Consider the following 22539-nt stretch of genomic DNA (forward strand, 5'->3'; position numbering starts at 1 on the left):
CATGCCAGACAACTATCTCCTCAGTCAGGAAGAACTTGCTGAGAACCCGACCACACGCGTACCCGTCTGCCTCGTGCTGGATGTCAGCGGATCAATGGAAGGCGAACCTATTGCAGAACTGCACTCGGGCGTTCAGCAGTTTTTCGAAGCAATCAAGGACGATGAAATAGCGCAATATGCCGCTGAAATCTGCATCGTGACTTTTGGCGGAACAGCGCAGAAAGTCATGGATTTCGGCTCCATCAGCCGTCAGGACGTACCGCCGCTGGTCGCTTCCGGCATGACTCCGATGGGGCACGCCGTGGGCATCGCTCTGGATTTGCTGGAAGCGCGCAAAGAGGATTATCAACAGGCTGGCGTGGATTACTTTCAGCCGTGGATGGTTCTCATGACGGATGGCGAGCCGACCGATGACATTAGCGAAGCAGCCACTCGCGTCAGCGACATGATCAGCAAACGCAAACTGACCGTGTTCCCCATCGCAATCGGTAAAGCCGCGAACGTACAATCGCTGGCTCGATTCTCGCCGTCACGCCCGCCACTGCGCCTCAAAGGCCTGCGCTTCAACGAGTTTTTTGCCTGGCTGAGCAAAAGTGTTTCCCGTGCCTCACAGTCGACACCCGGTGACGCAGTGCCACTGGATATCAAAGGCATCGAAGCCTGGGGACAGGTCTGAGCCATGCCTGACCTCCCAGACTTCACCTGTAAAACCGCTTTCGCGTCGGTCGCGGGGCGCTCGCACCTGAAAACTCAAACACCTTGCCAGGACTATGTCGCGGCAAGAGAGTCCAACGGCGTGACCTGCATAGCCCTGGCTGACGGTGCGGGCTCCAGAGCCCGGTCGGACATTGGCGCCCAGGTCGCGGTCACCGCGACACTCGCCTACGTCTGCAAGAATTTTGAAAGCCTTTGGCAAAATATGGAAAAAATCCATGCGAAGGCAGCCCAGCGTCTGGTCAATCGCTGTCTGGACGCATTCAGGCGCAAATCCGCCAAGCACGGCGGCGACATCAACGATCTGGCGTGCACCCTGTCGTTCGTTGCTTACTCGCAGGGTCGCTACATGGCCGGGCACTTGGGCGATGGTGTCATCGCAAGCATTGATTCGGACGGGCAACTCCAGACTCTCTCGCCTCCAGAAAACGGTGAATACGCCAATACCACCTGGTTTCTGACTGACCCTAAAGCGATATCGAAGCTACGGTTGTACCGCGGCCACATCGACACGCCAACCGGCTTTGCGATCATGAGTGACGGCAGCGCAGAAAGCCTTTATCAAAAATCCAGCGGATTACCTGCACCGGCAGTCAAGACACTGCTGGGGTGGAATGCGACGCTGCCTGGGAAAAAATTCAAAGCTGTGCTGAGCGAGAACCTGCAACAGTCCATCGCCAGCAAAACTAGCGATGATTGCGCCTTGGGCCTGATGTCGATTCTTGAACGTGAGGGGTCGATTAACGGCGTGGACGCTGACGAAGCGAAGTAATCGACAACCTCTGGCCCAAGGTTCGCCTTGCGCCAGAGGCATCCAGCTACGGTTACTGCAACACCCCCAATTCTTTCGCCCGGGCCACCGCTTGCGTGCGCCGCTCGACCCCCAACTTGCTGTTTATGTGGCTGGCGTGGGTTTTCACGGTATGCAAAGAGATAAACAACTGTTCGCTGATCTCCTGATTCGAACAGCCTTGGGCGATCAGGCGTAGTACCGCCAGTTCGCGGCTGCTGAGTTGCTCAGCCACTGCGCAATCCACAACCGGGCGAGACGTCGCTGGCGGGAAGTGATCAAGCAGTTGCTGTCCTGTGAGCGCCGGCGAAGTCTGCAATTGGCTTCGCAGCCAATTCTCGTGCCCCTTCATCAAGGCATCGAACGGCTGCAGCACGCCTCCGGCGGCTGCTTCCAGCGCCTGACCCAATGCCTTGCGCGCTTCAGGCTCGCGGCCACCTGCCAGCAACAGCGCCACCTTCTGCGTCAACGCCATCACACTGAGCAACTGCCGGCCGGTTTGCTGGCCGTTTTCATGCAACACGTTCAAACGCCCTTCGGCGAGCATCGGTTGCCCCTGAATAATGTCCAGCAACGCCTGTTGCAGTTCCACATGCAGCGGCAGTTGTGGATGGAACTCCGGCGGCGCAGCGGCGCGTTCGCCGGTGTAGGTCTGGCCCAATCGCGCCAGCCACGCTTCGGCCAGATCAGTACGGCCCTGCGCCAGCCATAGTTCACATTTGACCAGCGTGATCATCGCCAGGTAGTAGATCGGCGGCACGTCCCAGATGTGCATCAGGCGTTCGGCTTCGGCGAGTTCGGCAAAAGCCTTGGCGAATTCGCCACTGCTGCCGTCCAGACGAGCGATGACACAATGGCCGATCAATACGCTGATATCGCGACAGGCTCGTGCCTCGCTGATCCCGGCCAACAACCGCACGCGTGCCGCCTGAGGCTGCAAGCGCATGGCCAACAGAAAACCCTCATACAACGTCAGCCGGGCGCGCACCGCGTACAGACGTTGTGGCGACAAACCACGCAGTCGCTCAAGGCCCTGATGGACTTCATCGAGTGCGCGCAGGATTTCGCCACGCGATTGCAACACCCGTGCACGGTCGTAATGGGCCAAAGCTTCGAACAACGGATTGCCGACCCGCTGCGCCAGCTCCAGGGATTCGCGGTTAAGACCGCGTGCACGCCACAGATCGCCATCGGCAATGGCCAGATTGGACAAGGTCGATAGACACATCAGCCGTTGGCCATAACGTTTGGCCGGCAGGCTTTCCAGGGCCTCGGTGCAATATCTGATCGTCAGCTCACGGTGCCCACGCCCTCGAGCGATAATCCCGCTCAACGCCAGCCATTGCGCCAGCATCGACTTTTGCGCGGTAGCGGAAGGCGCCGGCAGGAAACGGCTCAGATGGCTGGACAACTCTTCGGCGGCATCGAGCTGACAGGCCAGCCCCAGCGCCCAGCTGTACAACACGATCAAGCGCGGGGTGCTGATCAACAGGCTGTCTGGCAGGTCCATTTTCCAGCGCAGCAGCATGCCGACGTTTTGCTCGGCCAGCAGTTGCTCCTCCGAGAGGTTCTGTACCAGATTTGCCGCAACATCCAGGTGACCGGCGCGCAACGCCTGCTCCACGGCTTCATCCAGCAGCCCTTGTGCGTTGAACCAGCGACAGGCACGCAGGTGCAGCGTTGCAGTCGGCACCATCGCCTGAGCAATCGGCCGACTGCGCAACAAATCCGAAAATAAATGGTGATAACGATACCAGTGACCGTGCTCGTCCAGCGGCACCAGAAAGACCTGATGGGCCAACAGGAAACGCAGGATCTCGGCGCTGTCGTGGGCTTCGCGAACGGCGTCGCACAACTCGCTGCAAAAGCGTTCCTGGGGGGCGGTGTCGTACAGAAAGGCTTGCACCTCGGCCGGCAGGCAGTCGATGACCTCTTCCAGCAGATAGTCGCGGATCAGCCCTTCCCCCCCGTTCAACGCTTGCGGTAGCGCCGCATCGCTGCCGGCCTCAGACACCGCGAGCAGCCAGAACCGCAAACCGGCGACCCAGCCTTCGCTGCGTTGGATCAGGTTTTCCAGCGCTTCACCGCGCAGCGAACTGCTGTGGCGATCGAGCAAGGTCAGGGCTTCGTCGTGAGTCAGGCGCAGATCCGCTTCATGTAACTCCAGCAACTGCCGTGACAGACGCAAGCGCGCCAGATGCCAGTCCGGGCGCTGGCGACTGGTGACCATCACCAGCAAGCCATCGGGCAAATGGTTGAGGAAAAACTGCAGGCAGCGATCGAGCACCGGGCCTTGCGCAAGATGGTAATCGTCGAGCACCAACAGCAGCGGCGCATCGGGATCGAGGTGCAGGGTCAGTTCATCGAGCAGGCCGTCGAGCCATTCTTCGAAGGCGAAGGGCTGATGGCGTTGGCGCATTTTCAGCAGGCCGAGTGCGCGACTGCCCAGTTGCGGAAAGTAGTCCTGCAAGCCTTCGAGCAGACGTTCGAGAAAGCGCCCCGGGTCGCTGTCGCGAGGACTCAGGCCCAGCCAAAGGCTTTGCCAGTGTGCCGGCAGACTCTGACAGAACTCCACCGCCAGCGAACTCTTGCCAAACCCGGCAGGGGCACTGACCAGCAACAGACGCCCACCGAGCCCGGCCTGCAGGCGCTCGCAAAGGCGTGGTCGCAAGACGTAGCCGTCGGGCAGCGGCGGGCGGAAAAAACGCCCGTCCAGTGCCGCGACGGCAACACTTGCGGGACCCGGAAGTGGGGACAGATCAGTCATGGCCGGCTCTTGTTCGAATTGCTGTTGGCGGCATTGCAGATGTCCGCAGACTAGCCTTAAACGAACCGGTTATGAAGGTTGCTGCTACAAATGGCTACAAAAAGGCTACACGCAAAAAAACGCCCCGAACCAGTCGGGGCGTTTTCACGAGGATGCGGCCTCGGGTTACAGCGGGTTAGCGAACGCCATCCTGACGCAGTGCGGCCGGGGTGAAGTCGCTGGTGGTGGCGGTGAAACCGAAGTCATACGCACTCTTCTCTTCGTTCTTCATGCCCAGTGCCAGATAGCGGCCGGACTGCAAGTCGTAGAGGGTTTCCAGGGCATACCACGGCACTTGCTTGTCGTAGTAGTTCTCGGCATGCGCTTCGGCGACGCGCCACAGTTGGCCGCGACCGTCGTAGTGGTCGATCACCGCTGCTTGCCAGGTGTCTTCATCGATGTAGAAGTCACGTTTGGCGTAGATGTGACGCTGACCTTCTTTCAGGGTGGCAACCACATGCCAGACGCGGCGCAGCTCGTAACGCGCCAGATCCTGGTTGATGTGACCGGCCTTGATGATGTCGGCGTACTTCAGTTTCGGATCGTCGAGCTTGTAGCTGTCGGAGGCGATGTACATCTCTTTCTTGCCTTCGAGCTTCCAGTCGTAGCGATCCGGCGCACCGTTGAACATGTCGAGGTTGTCGGAGGTACGCAGGCCATCCGCCGCAGTACCCGGACCGTCATAGGACACTTGTGGCGCACGACGCACACGACGCTGGCCGGCGTTGTAGACCCACGCCGAACGTGGTTCCTTCACCTGATCGAGAGTTTCGTGCACCAGCAGCACACCACCGGCCAGACGTGCCGGCGCGGTCACTTTCTGCTTGAAGTAGAACAGGATGTTGCCCGGGTTCGCCGGATCGTAGTCCTTCATCTTGTCGCGGAACACGAACTGATCCTGGAAGTACACCAGGCTGTACGAGCCGTTCGGTTGCGGCGTGGCCTGAGTCACCAGACGAGTCACGCTGCCGCCGCGATAGCGGGTGATGTGGTTCCAGATGACTTCCACACCGGTTTTTGGAATCGGGAACGGTACAGCGGTATCGAAGTTTTCCAGACCGTTGCCGCCGGACACCAGGTTGGTGGTGGTGGCGTTTTTCTTGATCGCTGCGAACACGTCATCCGGCACGGTCGCACCACGATGGGACGGGTAGACCGGCATCTTGAAGGTGTCCGGGTAACGCTTGAACATCGCGTACTGACCTGGCGCCAGCTTGTCCTTGTACTTGTCGACATCTTTCGCAGTGATGGTGAACAGCGGTTGCTCACTGGCGTATGGATTGGACAGGAAACCCTTGCTGTCGACCGAGCCGGCATTCTTCGGCAGCGGCTTCCACGCCGGGATCGAACCGTCGGCGTTACCGGCCATTTCCGCTCCCATCGGCGTCAGGCTCTTGCCCAGTTTGTCGGCTTCGGCAGCAGGCACGGCGGCCATGACGCCGGTCGCCAGCAGCGACAGGCCCAGAACACCGGCGTGGAACAGACTCTTTGTTATTTTCATAAATTCGTTCGTCCTGAAATGCAGTGCTTAGAAGTTCACGCCGAAGCTGAGCGCAACAAAGTCGCGGTCATCCACAGTGGTGTACTTGCCGTCGAAGAAGTTGGTGTACGCCAGGCTCGCGGTGTAGGTGTTCTGGTATTCGGCATCGACGCCCAGGCTGACCGCTTTGCGACCTTCCTCGAAGTTGCCGCCAGGGCCTGGCGAGTAACCGCTGACGTCGTGGGACCAGGCCACGTTCGGCTTGAGGTTCACACCGGCGAAGACGTCGTTGTATTCCCAGATGGCGCGACCGCGGTAGCCCCACGACATCGAGGTGGTGAAGCCGTCGTTGTCGCAATTGCGGCTGCGGTTGTTCTGCGGTGAGCCCGGCCCGGCACCATTGATGGTGCTGGCGTTGAGAATATTGGCGCAGGTATTCACACCGCCAGTGGCCGGCAACTCACCCGGGCCGTACACCGGATCGCGGCCATAGCGCTTGTCGGAACGGCTTTCCAGCCCGCCGACGTAGGTCGCGCCGACTTCGCCGACGAGGGTCAGACGGCTGGCGCCCATGACCTGATCGAAGAAGTGCGTGAACGTGGTCTGGATCTGGGTGATTTCCTTGCGCTCGTAACCGTGCAGATCCTGACCCGGCACGCCATTGAGGATCGAAGCGTTGGTCAGTGCCCCGCCGATCGGACGCACACCGGCGAACAGGATGTCGGTGGAGTTCAGTTGTACCGGCGCGTTCGGACGGTAGCTGATCTCACCGCTCCACGCGGTACCGGTAGGCAGGGTGGTGGAGAAGCTCAGACCGTAGAGGCGAATGTCTTCAGGGTACTCAATGAAGTAATTCGAGTTGCCCGCGACCAGCAATGGCGCAAGTGCCGCAAACGGCCCCGGCAGCGCGCGCGCGGTGTTGTAGACCGATTGCGGAGCACCGGTGGCGCTGAAGATCGGCGCACGGCTGTGGTAGTTCATGAAGTAGGCGCCGAACTCGGTGTCCAGCGGTTCGTACATGTACTTGAAGGACGCGCCCCACTGGCCGCTGTCACGGGCATCACGATCCGGACCGCGGCGCACCAGAACGCCTTCTTCGTTGACGTTGACACCGTTGGCCGCCAACGGCCCCAGGGCGATGGCCGGGATTTGCGAACGCTTGTTCAGCACGCGCAGGTTGTCGTTGCAACCGTCGGCAACGATGTCTGGCTGCGAGAAGAACGTGCCGCAGTTATCGACGACGGTCTGGTCCCATTCCAGCTGATAGAACGCTTCGGCCGAAAGGTTTTCGGTCAGGCTCTGGGACACGTAGAACATGTTGACCGGGATCAGGCCTTCCTTGATCTCGGCGCCCGGACGACGGAACGCGGAAACGTCGATCGGGTTGATCGAGTTGATGCCGCCACCGATGAAGGTACTTTCACCCCAGCTCACCACCTGCTTGCCCAAACGCACGGAGCCCGGCTGATCGGCGATCGCGTAGTTGTGGTAGACAAAGGCGTCGAGGATCTGCCCGCCGGACGACTTGGCGCCCTCTTTGCGGCCCGAATCGCTGATGTCCTTGAACTCGCGGCTTTCGTCCTTGAGTTCGAAGTCGTACCAGTATTTGCCACGGACAAACACGCCGGTGTCGCCGTACTTCAGTTCAAGGTCATGAATGCCCTTGAAGATTTTCGAAAAGGTTTCACCGCTCTTGAAGTTGGCGTGACCGTCATCGGACGTTTGCGACAGGCCGTGGCCGCCGTTGTTGACGCCGATGAGGTTCTTGTTCGGGCTCTGAGTAGACCAACTGGCACCGATCGACAGGGATGAGTCGAACTGGCCTTCGATTTCACCGACGTTGAAACTGACGCCGAATGCGGGCCCGGCGAGCGAAGAGGCAAGACTGACTGCCAGAGGCAGTTTCGCCCGGCGCCAGAACTGGTTTACTGAGGTCATCGACGCTACTCCATGTGCATTATTGTTATGGCAGTGAGTACTTTTAAAAACGCCTGAAGGACCGGGTGCCAGAGACAACCCGAAATCACTCCAAAAATGCATCGCCCCGTTTTGTGCGTGTGCCCCGTTCTTAAAAATCCTTGAGCGGACTATAGCCAGCAGGTGGTACTGCTTGATCCCTCTAAAGTGTGATTTGCAGCTGCCAACCACTCTGGAACAGTCCTTTCGCCAGTCCGACGCATGTCGGCACGGCAAGGATGGCTGATTTTTTCGATTTCACAAGCCAAGCGCTTGCTTGGTGGGTCTGGCGCGCCGGTTTCGGCGCGCCAGCAGACACTCAAAGTGTCGAGAGGAAGGTGCTGTTGTTGGCCTGCCATTCGGTGATGTCGAGGCGGATGCGCTTCTTGTCGAGCTTGCCGACACTGGTCTTGGGAATTTCGGTAACAAGGGCGATCTGACTCGGGATCGCCCACTTGCTCAGGTGCCCCAATTCCACGAACGGCTTGAGGTGTTCCTTGAGCTCGCGTGCCCCGATCACATGCCCTTCACGGATTACCAGCAAGGCAAACGGACGCTCGCCCCACTGCGGATCGGCGATGCCCACCACTGCTACTTCGCGTACCGCAACGTGACGGCTGATCAGGTCTTCGAGATCCAGCGAAGAGATCCACTCGCCGCCGGTCTTGATCACATCCTTGATGCGGTCGCGGATGTCGATCACGCCCATGCTGTCGAGTGTGGCAACGTCGCCGGTGTGCAACCAGCCACCAGCCCAGAGCTCGGCGCCCTTCTGCGGTTCGTTGAAATAGCCTTCGGTGAGCCATGGCGCACGCAGCACCAGTTCGCCCTGGGTCTCGCCGTCGGCCGGGAGAAAGTTACCCTCGGCATCGACAATCGCCGCTTCCACCAGCGGCCCCGGCACGCCGGCCTTGATCCGGTAGGTGGTGCGTTCGTCTTCAGTGCCGGCCATCAACTCATCATTGAGGTGCGCACAGGATACAAGCGGCCCGGTTTCCGACATGCCGTACGCAGCGGTGAGCTGAATACCCCGCGCCTTGGCGGTTTCATACAAGGTGCGATTGAGCGCGCTGCCGCCGATGACAATTTTCCAGCCGCCGAAATCGGTGCCCTGCGCGCCTTTGGCGTTGAGCAGCATTTGCAGGATGGTCGGCACGCAGTGGGAGAAGGTAACCTTCTCCTTGCGCCACAACTCGACGAGAAACTCCGGATCGTAGCGCCCCGGATAAACCTGTTTGAGGCCAAGCATGGTCGCCACATACGGCAGGCCCCAGGCGTGTACATGGAACATCGGTGTGATCGGCATGTACACGTCGTTGGTGCCGAGCAGGCGCACGCTGTCGATCGCGCCCATGATCGTCGACACACCCATGGTGTGGAGGACCAGTTGCCGATGGGTGAAATACACGCCTTTCGGGTTGCCGGTGGTTCCAGTGGTGTAGAAGGTGGTGGCGACCGAGTTTTCGTCGAAGTCCTGGAAGTCGTACTGCGGGCTCGCGGCGGCCAGCAGTTGTTCGTACTCACCGACCAGGTTCGGCAGCTCGGCGGTTTTTTCCGGCAGATCAGTCAGCAGCAGGGTTTTCTCGACCGTGCTCAGGTGCGGTGCGATTGCCTGGTAAAGACCGACGAACTCGCTGTTGACCAGCACAAAGCGGTCCTCGGCGTGGTTCATGGTGTAGAGGATCTGTTCCGGCGACAGGCGCACGTTGATGGTATGAATCACCGCGCCAATCATCGGGATCGCAAACATGCATTCCAGGTAACGATGGCTGTCCCAGTCCATCACCGCCACGGTGTCACCGGCCTTCACACCGGCCGCCGTGAGCACGTTGGCCAACCGCGCCACACGCTCGATCAGGGTCGGGTAGTTATAGCGGATCTGGTCACGGTAAATGATCTCGCGGGTTTTCTCGTAACGGGCGCCGGACATCAGCAGCCGTTTGATCAGCAATGGATACTGGTAGGCCCCATCGGCCGGGGGAATGACGCGAGTCTGCAACATAAGAATCCCTTTTCTGACTGCACGGTGTTGGCGTAGAGATCGGTACTCTAGAACCCTTATACGCCAGCCAAATCAGCCAAAGGAATGATTTGCAAAGCCGTACAAATGCTAGCTTTGCGCCAGCATTTGCCGGTTTTCGCTATTGATCAGGCAGTTTGCCCTACAGCCTCCTCGGAAGGCGTCTGTGGGAATACGACTGCTGCAAGGAAGGTCAAAGCGCCGAAACCCGCAAGAATCAAGTACAGGCCTACAAAACCATGGCGCGGTTCGACATAGGAAATCAGCGGAATCGCCGTCGCACTGGCACCGAACGATAAACAGTAACGCAGGGCGAACACCCGTGATTGCCATTGCGGGGCGACGAAGTTGGCGACCATCGCATCGTTGACGGTGACCTGACCGAAGACCACGAACATGAACGCTGCGCCGAGGGCGATCACCGCCCAGCCGTCGGCATAGGCCAGCGCAAACAGCAGCGGTGCCTGGCACAGCGTCAGGACAATGAACGGCCATTTCAGGCTGAGCCGATGCAACACCCGACCAATGCTCAACTGTGCAACTGCACCAAAGGCATAGGCCAGACTGACCACCACACCAAGGGTTTGCGGCGAGGCAAACAGCTCATGCAAACGCTCCTGAAACAGCTTCGGATAGGTCATGGTGGTGGCGTTGAACACCACGCCGCCAGTGGCCGTCGCCAGCGCCAGCACGCCGAACACCATGAGCATGGAAATACGCTGGCCAGCGGCCCCCTTGAGTGGCGTGTGCGCACGCTTCGGAATCGGCTCTTCACGCACGTGCAAGGCGAAGCCAACCCCCAGCACAATCGCCACTGCGCCCGGTATCAGAAACGCCGAGCGCCAGCCGAATTGCGCCACCAGCAAACCGGTGATCAGCGCCGAAAACGCCACACCCAGATTCCCCCACATACCGTTGATGCCGATTTCCCGGCCGCGATTTTGTGCATAAGCGACCAACATCGCCGTGCCGACCGGGTGATAAATCGCCGCAAAAATACCGATCAGGGTCAGACCGATCACCAGCATGGCCGGGCTGCTGCTCAGGCCAGCGAAAATCGCTGAAGCGCCGATGCCGAAGAAAAATACCAGCATCATCTGCCGCCGACTCCAGTGATCGCCCAGCCAACCAGCGGGTAGCGAACACGCGCCGAAGGCAATGAAGCCGCCCAGTGACAGGCCGATCAGCGTGGCGTAGTCGAGACCGAAGGCCTGCGTCATACCGAGCACGGCGGCGGGAAATATCAGCATGAACATGTGATCGATCACATGGGCGGCGTTGATATAGCGAATGACGTTTCTGGATTGATTCATGGCGGCACGCTTTACGTTGTTGTGTGGCGCTATGCTAAGTTGGCCACAAAGCGCATTCCTGCCAGACAAGTCATCGAATCAGACATGTTGATCAGCCATTTCGAACACGGCCCGGTGAGCGCCTACCCCCGGGATTATCTGGATGGCGCGCACCAGCCGCTGCACCTGCATCGTGAGGCGCAGTTGTTGTATGCCGTCAGCGGGATCATGCGCGTGGTCACGGACTCGGGTGCATGGGTGATTCCGCCAAGTCGCGCGGTGTGGATTCCGCCAGAAGTGGCGCACGAGATTTTCATGAGCGGCGACGTACAGATGCGCTCGCTGTTCATCGCCCCAGAACTGTCACCCGCCAGCCTGCAACAGTGCTGCGTATTGGCGGTGACGCCGCTGCTGCGCGAGCTGATCCTGCGTGCCGTGCAAGGGCCGCCGCATGCCGACAATCCGCTGATTCAGCAGTTGATGCTGGAAGAACTCGCCGGTCTGGAAAACCTGCCGCTGCACATTCCGATGCCAACCGACCGGCGTCTGCAAAATATCTGTCTGGCACTGCTGCACACCCCCGATCACACCAATACGCTGGAAGACTGGGCGCAGCAGGTCGGCGCCAGCTCACGCACGCTGGCGCGGCTGTTTCAGCAACAAGTGCAGATGAGTTTCAACGCCTGGCGTCAGCAACTGCGCCTGATGGAAGCCCTGCCGCGCCTGCTCGCTGGGGACAGCGTGCAGCGTGTGGCGCAGGACTTGGGTTACGGCAGCGCACGGGCGTTCAGCGCGATGTTTCGCCGTTTGCTGGGAGAGAATCCCCGCGACTACCTGAACACCCTGAGCAAACTCAGCGAACTTGTGTAAGGCCCTTTGGGAGCGAGCCTGCTCGCGAAAGCGGTCTTTCAGCCACCAATAATGTCGACTGACCCAACGCCTTCGCGAGCAGCCTCGCTCCCACAGATTTAAGTCGCGGTTCTGAGATCAGTGCATCTCGGTGAACGCGATTTTCACGCCGAGAGCGATCAGCACCGCGCCCATGGTGCGGTCGAACCAGTGGCCCATGCGGGCAAAACCGGCACGCACCCGCTGCTGACTAAACAACATCGCCACCAGACAGAACCAAAACGCAGTCGCGACCGCCAGGTAAATCCCGTAACCGGCCTGCACCGCCAGTGGCGTGTGCGGGTTGATCACCACGGTGAATAGCGACAGGAAGAACAGCGTGGCTTTCGGATTCAGACCATTGGTCACGAAGCCTGACGTGAACGCGCCGCGCGCCGTGCGTACGCCGGCCTCTTTGTGCAAGTCATCGGCCACGGCTTTCGCTGGTTGCGCGCGCAATGCCTTGAAGCCGATGTACAGCAAGTAAGCCGCCGCCGCCCATTTCAACGCGTTGAACAACACGATCGATTGCGACACGATCAGGCCGATACCGAGCAGCGAATAACCAACGTGCAGGAAAATCGCCGTGCCCACGCCCAGCGCGGTCCAGGTGCCGGCGCGGCGACCGTGGGTCACGCTCTCGCGCACCACCACGGCGAAGTCCGGGCCGGGGCTGGCGACGGCCAGCAAGTGGATCAGTGCAACGGTCAAGAACTCGGTCCAGTACATGGGGGCTCCTTTCGGCCAAGCATATCAATTTGTTTCATCTGGTAGGCTCGGCAGATTACGCCCTACGCTCACAGCACGAAAGGTACAGTTGATGACCAACACGCACCGCGCGGTATTCCTTGATCACCCTTCGCTGGATCTCGGCGACCTCGACCTCAGTCCGCTGCGTGAGTGTTTCAGCGATCTGCAGCTTTTCGCCCAGACCTTGCCCGAGCAGGTTGCCGAGCGCCTGCAAGGGGCGACGGTGGCGATCACCAACAAGATCATGATCAACGCTGCCGCCATGGCCGCCAACCCCGCTCTGAAACTGATCCTGATCACCGCCACGGGCACCAACAACGTCGACCTCGTCGCCGCTCGTGCTCAGGGCATCACCGTGTGCAACTGCCAGGGTTACGGCACGCCGTCGGTGGCGCAACACACGATCATGCTGTTGCTCAACCTCGCCACGCGTCTGGCCGATTATCAAAAAGCCGTTGGCGAAGGTCGCTGGCAGCAAGCCAAACAGTTCTGCCTGCTCGACTATCCGATTGTCGAGCTGGAAGGCAAAACCCTCGGCCTGCTCGGTCATGGCGAACTCGGCGGCGCTGTGGCGCGATTGGCCGAAGCGTTCGGCATGCGCGTGTTGCTCGGGCAGATTCCCGGGCGCCCTGCTCGTCCGGATCGTTTGCCGCTGGATGAACTGTTGCCGCAGATCGACGCCCTCACCCTGCACTGCCCGCTGAACGAACACACTCGCCATTTCATCGGTGCTCGCGAGTTGGCGTCGATGAAGCCCGGTGCGTTCGTGGTCAACACCGCGCGTGGCGGTCTGATCGATGAACAGGCGCTGGCCGAAGCCCTGCGCAATGGTCACCTTGGCGGCGCGGCCACCGATGTGTTGAGTGTAGAGCCGCCGACCCAAGGCAATCCGTTGCTCGCGGCGGACATCCCACGCCTGATCGTTACGCCACACAACGCCTGGGGCAGCCGCGAGGCTCGGCAGCGCATCGTCGGCCAATTGACCGAAAACGCTCAGGCGTTCTTCAGCGGTAAGGCGCTGCGGGTCGTCAGTTGATAAACTGCGGCACTTTTTTTTGAGGAGCAGTTATGGATCCGCGCAGTGAAGTACTGCTTCGTCAGCCCGAGTTATTTCAAGGTTCGCTGTTGTTGGCCGGTTTGCCTGCCGACGATTTGCTCGGGCGCCTGCCCAACGCATTTGGCTGGTGCTGGCATGCCGGCGACCAGGCCGCGCTGGACGCACGCTTTGAAGGCCGTAGCCATTTTGGCGTGAACATACCCGAGCGAGAATTCGACAGCGCCGTGGTGTTTCTGCCCAAGTCCAAAGACCTCACCGACTACATCCTCAACGCCCTGGCTTCGCGTCTGGCCGGGCGTGAAGTATTTCTGGTCGGGGAAAAGCGCAGCGGCATCGAAGGCGCATCCAAGCAGCTCAACCCGTTCGGCAAGCCGCGCAAACTCGACAGCGCGCGTCATTGCCAGCTCTGGCAAGTCACCGTGGCCAACGCCCCTGAAGTGAATTCCCTGGAAAGCCTGGCGCAGACCTATGAATTGCCTTTGGCCGAGGGTCCGCTGAAAGTTATCAGCCTGCCGGGCGTGTTCAGCCACGGTCGCCTGGATCGCGGCAGCGCCCTGCTGCTGGAGCATCTGGACAAATTGCCGAGCGGCCATCTGCTCGACTTCGGTTGCGGTGCCGGTGTTCTGGGCGCTGCGGTCAAGCGTCGCTACCCACACAATCAGGTGACCCTGCTTGATGTCGATGCGTTCGCCGCCGCCAGCAGTCGCCTGACATTGGCGGCCAATGGTCTGGAAGCTGAAGTGCTGACTGGCGACGGTATCGATGCCGCGCCGATGGGTTTGAGTGCGATTCTGAGCAATCCACCGTTCCATGTCGGCGTGCACACCGATTATTTCGCAACCGAGAACTTGCTGCGAAAAGCGGCCAAACATCTGAAAAATGGCGGCGAACTGCGCTTGGTGGCGAACAGCTTCCTCAAGTATCAACCGCTGATCGAAGAGCATCTGGGCGTCTGTGCAATCAAGGCCGAAGGCAATGGTTTCCGGATTTACCGGGCCAAGCGCGGCTGAAAATTTGTTCTTGCTCAATCGGATTTGCGAAGGCAGAATCCGCTCCGTCCTAGGGGAGTAGTCTCCCACGAGCGCCAAGCTCGTCCGGCATACGTCAACATACTTGATCCTCAGATCATGGCGTATGCGACCCAAGCGTCCGCAGCAGACGGATCGCAGGGTTTGACAAGACCTATGACACGCACACCTTACCCGGGGCGGGAAGGCTGTACGTGTCATAGCCGTGTCGACCCGCCCCTTAGGAAATCCTGATGCTGGACTCGTTACTCGTTCCCACCGCAATCGTTGCCTTGGCCGAAATCGGCGACAAGACGCAACTGCTCGCGCTGATTCTCGCCGCTCGCTTCCGCAAACCCTGGCCGATCATTGCCGGTATTGTCGCCGCGACCCTGGCCAACCACGCAGCAGCCGGTGCGGTAGGCGCCTGGTTTGGCAGCTTCTTCTCGAATGCCACGCTGCACTGGATTCTCGCCGCAAGCTTTACGGCCACTGCGCTGTGGACACTGGTCCCGGACAAAATGGATGACGATGAAACCAGCACCGCACGCAAGTTCGGGCCGTTCTTGACCACGCTGATTGCGTTTTTCCTCGCAGAAATGGGTGACAAGACTCAGGTCGCGACGGTGATGCTCGCCGCGCAATATCCGGAACTGTGGCTGGTGATTATCGGTACCACGGCGGGCATGTTGATTGCCAACGTGCCGGTGGTGCTGGCAGGTAACTTCGCCGCAGACAAACTGCCACTGACCTTGATCCGTCGCCTCGCCGCTTCGGCATTCATGATTTTGGCGATTGTTGCGGTGTACAAGGCGATGCAGAGCAGTGGCTGGGTTTAATCCTCAGTGAAGGATCGTTCCCACGCTCTGCGTGGGAATGCAGCCGGGGACGCTCTGCGTCCCGCTTGGAACGCGGAGCGTCCCTTGAGGCATTCCCACGCAGAGCGTGGGAACGATCACCGACTCAGGATTTAGGAGCTTTTTCGTACAACGGCATAACCTTCGGAATTGCCGCCTGCAACGAGGCAATCCGGCTGGTCGAAGCCGGGTGAGTGCTCATGAACTCCGGCGGCGAACCTTCCGATGCCTTGCTCATCTTGTTCCACAAAGTGATCGCGGCGTTCGGGTTGTAACCGGCGCGTGCGGCCAGTTCCAGACCGATCAGGTCGGCTTCGTTTTCGTTGGCACGGCTGTTCGGCAGGGTCATGCCGTAGTTGGCCACGGTGTCGGCCAGCGCCAGACTGTCCTGACCCAGACCGAGCAATGCACCTGCGCCCTGCTTGGCCATTTCAATCCCGTACGCCTTGGACATCGCTTCACGACCGTGTTCGCGCAGGGCATGCGCGATTTCATGGCCCATGACCGCAGCGATTTCATCGTCGGTGAGCTTCAGGCTGTCGATCAGCCCGGTGTAGAAAATGATCTTGCCGCCGGGCCCGCAGTTGGCGTTGAGTTCATCACTCTTGATCAGATTGACTTCCCACTGCCATTGCGCCGCATCCGGACGGAAGTTCGGCGCTTGGGCGATCAGGCGGTTGGCAATCGCCTGAACCCGCTTGGCCTCGGGGCTGGTCTTGTCCAGCACACCTTTGCTGGACGCCTCGCCGACGGTCTTCTGATACGACTGGGCATACATCTGGTCGACCTCTTGCGAGGACAGCATGCTGAACATGTACTGCTTGCGCTCCACCCCCACGGCGCCGCCGCTGGTGGTGTTGACCGACTGACAACCGACCAGCAACAGCGCTGCGCTCAGTGCACTTACAACCAATGTCTTGTTCATTCAAAAGCTCCCTGAAAACCTGCGCGTATCCTAGGCGGGTAATTGTATCGACGCCAGATACAACGGACGTGTTGCAGCGACTTTCAGACGTTTCCCACCAGAGCTGTCGCAAAAAATTCACAGCGACCGCCAAGTCCCGTGCAACTGCGTCGCGCACTGATCCATTTGCGACATTAGCTTTCAATTGCTCCGGCTCGCACTCATGGCCCAATGCCCGCTGCCGATACATCAGCGCAGACGTCCTCTTGCGTGCGGAGCTCCCATGAAGTTCAAGTCGATCCAGTTTTCCGTCGCCGCCCTGGCCGGCGCCATCGTGCTCAGTGTGGTCGCCGCGCTGGTGCTGTATGCGCTGTTCTCCGGTGCGCGCACGCAAGAAATGGTGCAACAACGCACCCAGGCGCAGTTCGAGCAAGTCATCGAACAGCGCCTGACCTCGCTGGCGCAAACCCAGGTCAGCCAGATCCAGCGCGAGCTCGAGGCGCCGCTGCTGATTGCCGGCGGCCTGGTGCGAGTCAACGCCCTGCTCGGCACGCCGGGCGCCGATGGCCAGCCACGCCTGAGCGTCAGCCGCGAGCAACTGATCAGCCTGATCAAAGAAAACGTCGAGAAGAACCCGAAGATTCTCGGCACTTACATCGGCTGGGAAAAGAACGCCCTGGACCACAATGACGCGGCCTACGTCGGCACCAGCGTCGTTGGCATCGATGCCGCCAACGGGCGCTTCCTGCCGTGGTGGTTCCGCAACGATGACGGCACCCTCGGCCTGGACAAACTGGTCGACGTCGACGACCAGAAAACCCTGTCCACCGGCGTGCGCGCCAGCGAGTACTACTTGTGCTCGAAGGAAACGAAGAAAGCCTGCGTGATCGATCCGGCGCCGTACAAGGTCGGCGACAAGATCGTCATGCTCGCCTCCTTTATCGAGCCGATCATGCTTAACGGTGCCTTCCAGGGCATTGTCGGCGCCGACCTGTCGGTGAACTTCATTCAGGAAATGCTCCTCGGCGCCAACCAAAAGCTGTACAGCGGCGCCGGGCAAATGGCCCTGATCGGCGGCAACGGCCGGATCGTCGCGTACACCCAAGACCCGAGCAAATTCGGCGAGAAAGTCAGCGACATCCTCGACGCCGGGCAGACCGCCAACCTGGCCAATCTCAAACGCGGCGAAGTGACTTACTCGGTCAACAAGGACAAGGGCCGCATCGAGTTGTACCTGCCGTTCGGCATCGGTCAGACCGACGCGCGCTGGACGCTGATGCTGCAACTGCCGCTCAACGCCGTGATGGCGGATCTGCAAAAACTGCAGGCCGACCTCGATGCTCAACGCAAATCCGACACCTTCGGCATGGCCATGGTCGGTCTGCTGATCGCCGGCCTCGGCCTGCTGGTGATCTGGCTGGTCGGCCACGGCATCGCCCGACCGCTGAAACAGATGGTCGCGATGCTCAATGACATCGCTCAGGGTGAAGGTGATCTGACCCGACGCTTGAGCAGCGATCGCAGTGATGAACTGGGCTCGATCGCCAAGGGCTTCAACACCTTTTTGGCCAAGTTGCAGGCGATGATCACGCAGGTGGTGACGTCGGTACAGAGCGTCAGCGATTCCTCGGAACACACCGCTGACATCGCCATTCGCACCAACATCGGCATTCAAAAACAAATGGCCGAGATCGATCAGGTCGCCACGGCGGTGCAGGAAATGACCGCCACCGCGCAGGATGTCGCGCGGAACGCGACGCAGGCGGCACAAGCGGCCAGTCATGCCGACCAGGCCGCCAGCCAGGGCATGCAGATTGTCCGCGATACGTCCAATTCGATTGGCGTATTGGCAGTGGAAATCGGCAAAGCGGTGGATGTGGTACAGACCCTGGCCAAGGACAGCGAGAACATCAACGCCATTCTCACCGCCATTCGCGGCATCGCCGAGCAGACCAACCTGCTGGCCCTGAACGCGGCGATCGAGGCGGCGCGTGCCGGTGAACAGGGTCGTGGGTTTGCCGTGGTGGCCGACGAGGTGCGCAATCTGGCGCAGAAAACCCAGAAAGCCACTGAAGAAATCCAGAGCATGATCCAGCAACTGCAACAAGGCACCCGCGATGTCGTGCGGGTCATGGAAGACAGCCAGAACCGCACCGATGAAAGCGTGCAGCATGCGGCGAAAGCGGCTGAGGCGCTGGAAACGATCACCCAGGCGGTTTCGGTGATCAACGACATGAACACGCAGATTGCCAGTGCGGCGGAAGAGCAGAGTGCGGTGGCCGATGACATCAACCGCAATGTGATCAACATCGGGCAAGTGGCCAATGAAGTGGCGGGGGGCGCGGATGAGTCGAGTTCGGCAAGTGCCGATTTGACCAAACTGGCAGAGCAGCAGCGGCGGTTGATCAATCAGTTCAAGGTCTGAAAAGCGAAAAGCCCCTCACCCCAGCCCTCTCCCGGAGGGAGAGGGGGCCGACCGAGTTGTCTCCCGTCATACATCGACCTGAAAAATCGTGGCGATTATGGATTCGGTGAAAAGCTTTCAAGTCGGTGTGTTTCGTCAATATCCCGCGGTCAGTCCCCTCTCCCTCTGGGAGAGGGCTAGGGTGAGGGGCTTTTGATCTGCAGGCTTTAGCCCGGGGTCAAACACTCCGGCCCGTTGAGCTTCGGATCATTGATCAGATTCGCCAACACCCGCTCACGCAGCGCCGCGGGTTCACTGGCCAGCAACCCCTGCAACACATGCAACGGCGTCTCGGGATCGAGCCACGCCGCCTGCCCCGCCTCATCGAGAATCAACGGCCGGCGCTGACTCGACGCCGGCTGAGTAATCACCGCCGTACTCAACCACACCTGTTCCTGCACCGGATAAGCCTCCCAGATCGCCGCGAAAAACAGCGAAGAACCCTCCCCCGGCGTCAGCCAGAACGGCCGCTTGCGCTGGGTCCCGCGCCATTCGTAAAAACCATTCGCCGGTAGCAGGCAACGACGCTGGCGCAGCGCCTCACGAAACATCGGCTGCTCAGCCACGGTTTCCGCCCGGGCATGTGCCGGGGTTTTCGACAGATCGGTCAGCCACGGCGGCGTTAATCCCCAACGGGCGCGGGCCAGGCTGCGCTGGCCATCTTCACTGGCACGCAGCATCAGCACCGAATCATTGGGGGAAATGTTCCACTGCGCCTGCTGATCGGCGGGAAAACCAGGCAGGGCCGCGAAGTCGCGGTTCCAGCGAAACAGGGCATAACGTCCACACATGGGGCAACACGACTCTGAAGTAATACGAAGCTCAGCCTAACAGACCAGCGTCCCGGGGAAGCTCTCCGGTTCATCGCCGGGCAGCGGCAGCGCGGCATTGTACGCGGTGATCAGCTCACGGGCGTATTCGGCCTGATCGTTATCCACAGATAAGCCCAACAGACCGAAGATCGGCAGCTCGCCCGTTCCACCGAGCAAATCGCGGCCAATCAAATGCGCCTCGATGCCCTCGCTGGCGAGCATGCCCTTGAGCATTTCACCTTCCATCAGATTTTCCGGCTCGTAGATTCGCTGCATGGGCGCCCCTTATTCGTTCTCACTGAAAACTTCCAGAAACCAGTCCTCTCCATGGACCTGCAATACGAACGTTATTGGCCGACAACACACCTGACAGTCCTCGATATAGGTCTGATCGCCGGCGGACAAGTCCACCGACGTCTCAACAAGCTCCCCACAATAAGGACATTCGTATTCAGCGGTTTCCAGCATCGCGGTCTCCCAAGTGACTTGTGCGTATAATCGCCGGTCTATTTGCAGGGCTATTTTTGTCTGGCTACTTTTTCAGACCGTGCCCCGCGGGTTTTCGATCAAAACCTTTACTTACCCTAGCCGTTTCCAACAAGAGAGCATGATGGGCGAATTCGATGCCATCCGACCTTACGACGACAGCGAAGTACCTGTGGTACTGGCAAGACTGCTCGGCGACAAGGCGTTTCTAGATATCCTCACCCACTTCCGCTTCCCGCGTTTTGCCGGTGCCTTCGGCTGGATGCTCAAACCACTTATAGCCCATCGGCTACGTCGTGAGTTCGCCGACGTAACTTCGGTGGCGACGTTGCAGGACAAGGTCGAGTCCTACGTCGACCACACCATCGAGCGCGCCACCGATGGCGTGACCTACACCGGTGTCGAGCAATTCAAGTCCGGCAGCGCTTATCTGTTCATCGCCAACCACCGCGACATCGTGATGGACCCGGCCTTCGTCAACTACGCCGTGTACCACGCCGGCCTGCCGACGCCGCGCATCGCGATCGGCGACAACCTGCTGCAGAAGCCGTTTGTCAGCGATCTGATGCGTCTGAACAAGAGCTTCATCGTCCACCGTTCGATCACCGGCCGTCGCGAGAAAATGGCTGCTTATCAGTTGCTGTCGGCGTACATCAACCACTCGATCCGCAACGATTGCGCGTCGATCTGGATCGCTCAGGCTGAAGGCCGGGCGAAGGACGGCGACGACCGCACCGAGTCGGCGATCCTCAAGATGTTCCACATGAGCCGCAAGGACGAGCCGTTCGGCGAAGTCATCCGCTCGCTGAACGTTACCCCGGTGTCGATCAGCTACGAATATGACCCGTGCGACCAGGCCAAGGCTCGCGAGTTGTACATCCGCGCCACCACCGGCACTTACGCGAAAGCGCCGGGCGAAGATGACGTGAGCATCGCCAAAGGCATCACTGGCTACAAGGGCCGGGTGCACGTGAACTTTGCCGCGCCGATTACCGAGCTGTTCGAAGACACCAAGCAATTGGCGATCGAGATGGACAAACAAATTCTCGGTGGCTACCGGTTGTTCCCGGTGCACTACCTGGCGTACGCCCAGTGGGCCGATGCCGATCCGCAGTTGAATGTGCCGAAAGCTGCCGAGGTGTTCCCGGCGGATGAGCTGGCCAAGGCGCAGCAAGAGTGGCAGGAACGCTTGGATGCGTGCCCTGAGGAGCATCGTCCGTATCTGGTGCTGCAATATGCGACGCCGGTGCGTAATCAATACCGGGTCAAGGCTGGGTTGCCGTTGTAAAGCAACGGCAAGATCAAAAGATCGCCGCCTGCGGCAGCTCCTACAGGGGATTCGTGTAGGAGCTGCCGAAGGCGGCGATCTTTTGCTTTTAATAGCGCGTGCTGATCCAGGAGACGATCAGGGCCAGCCCGAGGCAAGCAAAACCAAAACGATAGAAAAACCGGTTCATGCGCAAGGTCGCCCAATCAAGGATTGGTTCGGCATTCGGTTGCGCCTGGCGCTGAGCGGCAATGCTGGCCATCGCACGTTGTTCACGGCGACGAGTGGCGTGCAGCAGCCAACTCCCCGGAAACGCCAACAACAACGCGAGCAAGTTGATCAACTTGGCGGGATGGGCGGTAAACAGCGTCATCAAGTGCAGCGACATCACAGACCTCTATCTGAACCGGTGTGGCAGACGCCAGATCGACGACTGCGGCGCGGATTCTAACCAAACCTGCCGGTTCACCCCCAGTCTTTGCGACAAATAACCTGACAATCGACCGATGGCTGTCCTGTGTCACGGCATCGTCATGTGGATACACCAAGATGCGCGCCTCGAAACGCACATGGAACGCGACATGCTTCACGCTGAAAACCAGGATCGTCTGTACCTCATTAGCCCTTACGACGAGCAACAAAGCCTTGTCGGCAGCCTCGCCTTCAATGTCCAGGATCGCCATTGGCTGGTGTATTGCGCGCTGGGCGGGCATCAGCATGCGGATTTGCCGGAGACTGATTTGTTGACGGGTGTCAGCGTTCTCGACTTTTATTCCCAGGCTGCCTAAAAGCAAAAGCACCCTCACCCTAGCCCTCTCCCCGAGGGAGAAGGGACTGACCGAGGTGTTTTGTCGAGGTACATCGACCTGAAAGTCCGAGGTGAATGTAGATCTCAAGAACAACGCAAATCGACCTGAAACTCCGAGATGAATGCAGATCGCAGGCACAACACAGATCGGCTCCCTTTCCCCCTCGCCCCCTTGGGGGAG

At 59.8% G+C, this 22539-nt stretch carries 20 protein-coding genes, 1 pseudogene and 1 riboswitch; of the genes and pseudogenes, 10 read left to right on the forward strand and 11 right to left on the reverse strand.

Going from position 1 to position 22539, the window contains the following annotated elements; translation table 11 throughout:
* The first annotated feature begins 1 nt into the window (after position 1).
* Positions 2 to 676, forward strand: a complete 675-nt coding sequence (locus tag CKW14_RS17650; protein ID WP_095050638.1) for a VWA domain-containing protein — start codon at positions 2 to 4, stop codon at positions 674 to 676.
* Between the two features lie 3 nt (positions 677 to 679).
* A complete protein-coding gene (locus CKW14_RS17655) occupies positions 680 to 1486 on the forward strand; it encodes a PP2C family serine/threonine-protein phosphatase (protein WP_095050637.1) in 807 nt (268 codons plus the stop codon).
* 52 nt (positions 1487 to 1538) lie between these two features.
* On the opposite strand, the gene CKW14_RS17660 is transcribed toward CKW14_RS17655, so the two are convergent.
* The 5 genes from CKW14_RS17660 to CKW14_RS17680 all read right to left on the reverse strand — a co-directional run bounded on the left by CKW14_RS17660 (position 1539) and on the right by CKW14_RS17680 (position 11079).
* Entirely contained in the window at positions 1539 to 4271 is a 2733-nt protein-coding gene (locus CKW14_RS17660; protein ID WP_095125775.1) for a LuxR C-terminal-related transcriptional regulator, read from the reverse strand.
* A 175-nt stretch (positions 4272 to 4446) separates the two neighbouring features.
* Positions 4447 to 5811, reverse strand: coding sequence for a DUF1329 domain-containing protein (locus CKW14_RS17665; RefSeq protein ID WP_095050635.1), 1365 nt, complete (start codon positions 5809 to 5811; stop codon positions 4447 to 4449).
* A 27-nt stretch (positions 5812 to 5838) separates the two neighbouring features.
* Positions 5839 to 7728 (reverse strand): DUF1302 domain-containing protein, encoded by a 1890-nt coding sequence (locus tag CKW14_RS17670; protein WP_016985157.1) that lies wholly within the window; start codon positions 7726 to 7728, stop codon positions 5839 to 5841.
* A gap of 337 nt (positions 7729 to 8065) precedes the next feature.
* Positions 8066 to 9748, reverse strand: coding sequence for a fatty acid--CoA ligase (locus CKW14_RS17675; RefSeq protein WP_095125776.1), 1683 nt, complete (start codon positions 9746 to 9748; stop codon positions 8066 to 8068).
* A 146-nt stretch (positions 9749 to 9894) separates the two neighbouring features.
* Positions 9895 to 11079: an MFS transporter gene (locus CKW14_RS17680; protein ID WP_095125777.1), complete on the reverse strand. Its 1185-nt coding sequence runs from the start codon at positions 11077 to 11079 to the stop codon at positions 9895 to 9897.
* An 84-nt stretch (positions 11080 to 11163) separates the two neighbouring features.
* On the opposite strand from CKW14_RS17680, the gene CKW14_RS17685 reads away from it, so the two are divergent.
* Positions 11164 to 11928, forward strand: a complete 765-nt coding sequence (locus CKW14_RS17685; RefSeq protein ID WP_095125778.1) for a helix-turn-helix domain-containing protein — start codon at positions 11164 to 11166, stop codon at positions 11926 to 11928.
* 117 nt (positions 11929 to 12045) lie between these two features.
* Here the strand turns inward: CKW14_RS17685 and CKW14_RS17690 are convergent, their stop codons facing one another.
* Positions 12046 to 12675 (reverse strand): LysE family translocator, encoded by a 630-nt coding sequence (locus CKW14_RS17690; RefSeq protein WP_093441294.1) that lies wholly within the window; start codon positions 12673 to 12675, stop codon positions 12046 to 12048.
* Positions 12676 to 12766: 91 nt separating this feature from the next.
* On the opposite strand from CKW14_RS17690, the gene CKW14_RS17695 reads away from it, so the two are divergent.
* The 3 genes from CKW14_RS17695 (at position 12767) to CKW14_RS17705 (ending at position 15599) form a co-directional block, all read left to right on the forward strand.
* Entirely contained in the window at positions 12767 to 13732 is a 966-nt protein-coding gene (locus tag CKW14_RS17695; RefSeq protein ID WP_095050631.1) for a 2-hydroxyacid dehydrogenase, read from the forward strand.
* Positions 13733 to 13764: 32 nt separating this feature from the next.
* Positions 13765 to 14763, forward strand: coding sequence for a class I SAM-dependent methyltransferase (locus CKW14_RS17700; protein ID WP_095125779.1), 999 nt, complete (start codon positions 13765 to 13767; stop codon positions 14761 to 14763).
* A 40-nt stretch (positions 14764 to 14803) separates the two neighbouring features.
* Positions 14804 to 14926: riboswitch (yybP-ykoY riboswitch) on the forward strand.
* A gap of 88 nt (positions 14927 to 15014) precedes the next feature.
* On the forward strand, positions 15015 to 15599 hold the full coding sequence (locus tag CKW14_RS17705; protein ID WP_077574495.1) for a TMEM165/GDT1 family protein: 585 nt from the start codon (positions 15015 to 15017) through the stop codon (positions 15597 to 15599).
* A 124-nt stretch (positions 15600 to 15723) separates the two neighbouring features.
* Here CKW14_RS17705 and CKW14_RS17710 read toward each other — a convergent pair whose 3' ends face one another.
* A complete protein-coding gene (locus CKW14_RS17710) occupies positions 15724 to 16542 on the reverse strand; it encodes a M48 family metallopeptidase (protein WP_095050629.1) in 819 nt (272 codons plus the stop codon).
* Between the two features lie 1351 nt (positions 16543 to 17893).
* Here CKW14_RS17710 and CKW14_RS30480 point away from each other — a divergent pair.
* Together CKW14_RS30480 and CKW14_RS30485 are read left to right on the forward strand one after the other, a co-directional pair.
* Positions 17894 to 18091 (forward strand): annotated as a pseudogene (locus CKW14_RS30480) (HAMP domain-containing protein); the annotation flags it as partial.
* 111 nt (positions 18092 to 18202) lie between these two features.
* Positions 18203 to 18946, forward strand: a complete 744-nt coding sequence (locus CKW14_RS30485; RefSeq protein ID WP_371857753.1) for a methyl-accepting chemotaxis protein — start codon at positions 18203 to 18205, stop codon at positions 18944 to 18946.
* A gap of 206 nt (positions 18947 to 19152) precedes the next feature.
* Here the strand turns inward: CKW14_RS30485 and CKW14_RS17720 are convergent, their stop codons facing one another.
* The 3 genes from CKW14_RS17720 to CKW14_RS17730 are packed head-to-tail and all read right to left on the reverse strand — an operon-like array spanning position 19153 to position 20265.
* Positions 19153 to 19776 carry an SOS response-associated peptidase gene (locus CKW14_RS17720; RefSeq protein WP_095050627.1) on the reverse strand — a complete coding sequence of 208 codons (624 nt, stop codon included), beginning with the start codon at positions 19774 to 19776 and terminating at the stop codon, positions 19153 to 19155.
* A gap of 36 nt (positions 19777 to 19812) precedes the next feature.
* Positions 19813 to 20073 (reverse strand): putative signal transducing protein, encoded by a 261-nt coding sequence (locus CKW14_RS17725; protein WP_007912819.1) that lies wholly within the window; start codon positions 20071 to 20073, stop codon positions 19813 to 19815.
* Between the two features lie 9 nt (positions 20074 to 20082).
* Positions 20083 to 20265: a CPXCG motif-containing cysteine-rich protein gene (locus CKW14_RS17730; RefSeq protein ID WP_095050626.1), complete on the reverse strand. Its 183-nt coding sequence runs from the start codon at positions 20263 to 20265 to the stop codon at positions 20083 to 20085.
* Positions 20266 to 20407: 142 nt separating this feature from the next.
* On the opposite strand from CKW14_RS17730, the gene CKW14_RS17735 reads away from it, so the two are divergent.
* Positions 20408 to 21571, forward strand: coding sequence for a 1-acyl-sn-glycerol-3-phosphate acyltransferase (locus tag CKW14_RS17735; RefSeq protein WP_176471301.1), 1164 nt, complete (start codon positions 20408 to 20410; stop codon positions 21569 to 21571).
* Positions 21572 to 21659: 88 nt separating this feature from the next.
* On the opposite strand, the gene CKW14_RS17740 is transcribed toward CKW14_RS17735, so the two are convergent.
* The gene (locus tag CKW14_RS17740; RefSeq protein ID WP_093441332.1) at positions 21660 to 21938 is read right to left on the reverse strand and encodes a hypothetical protein; all 279 of its coding nucleotides are present in this window, start codon (positions 21936 to 21938) and stop codon (positions 21660 to 21662) included.
* 193 nt (positions 21939 to 22131) lie between these two features.
* Here CKW14_RS17740 and CKW14_RS17745 point away from each other — a divergent pair, with 193 nt between their 5' ends.
* A complete protein-coding gene (locus CKW14_RS17745) occupies positions 22132 to 22338 on the forward strand; it encodes a hypothetical protein (RefSeq protein WP_095050666.1) in 207 nt (68 codons plus the stop codon).
* The last annotated feature ends 201 nt before the right edge of the window (positions 22339 to 22539 follow it).

The organism is Pseudomonas sp. Irchel s3a12, from assembly GCF_900187485.1.
Classification (GTDB): Bacteria; Pseudomonadota; Gammaproteobacteria; order Pseudomonadales; family Pseudomonadaceae; genus Aquipseudomonas; species Aquipseudomonas neuropathica.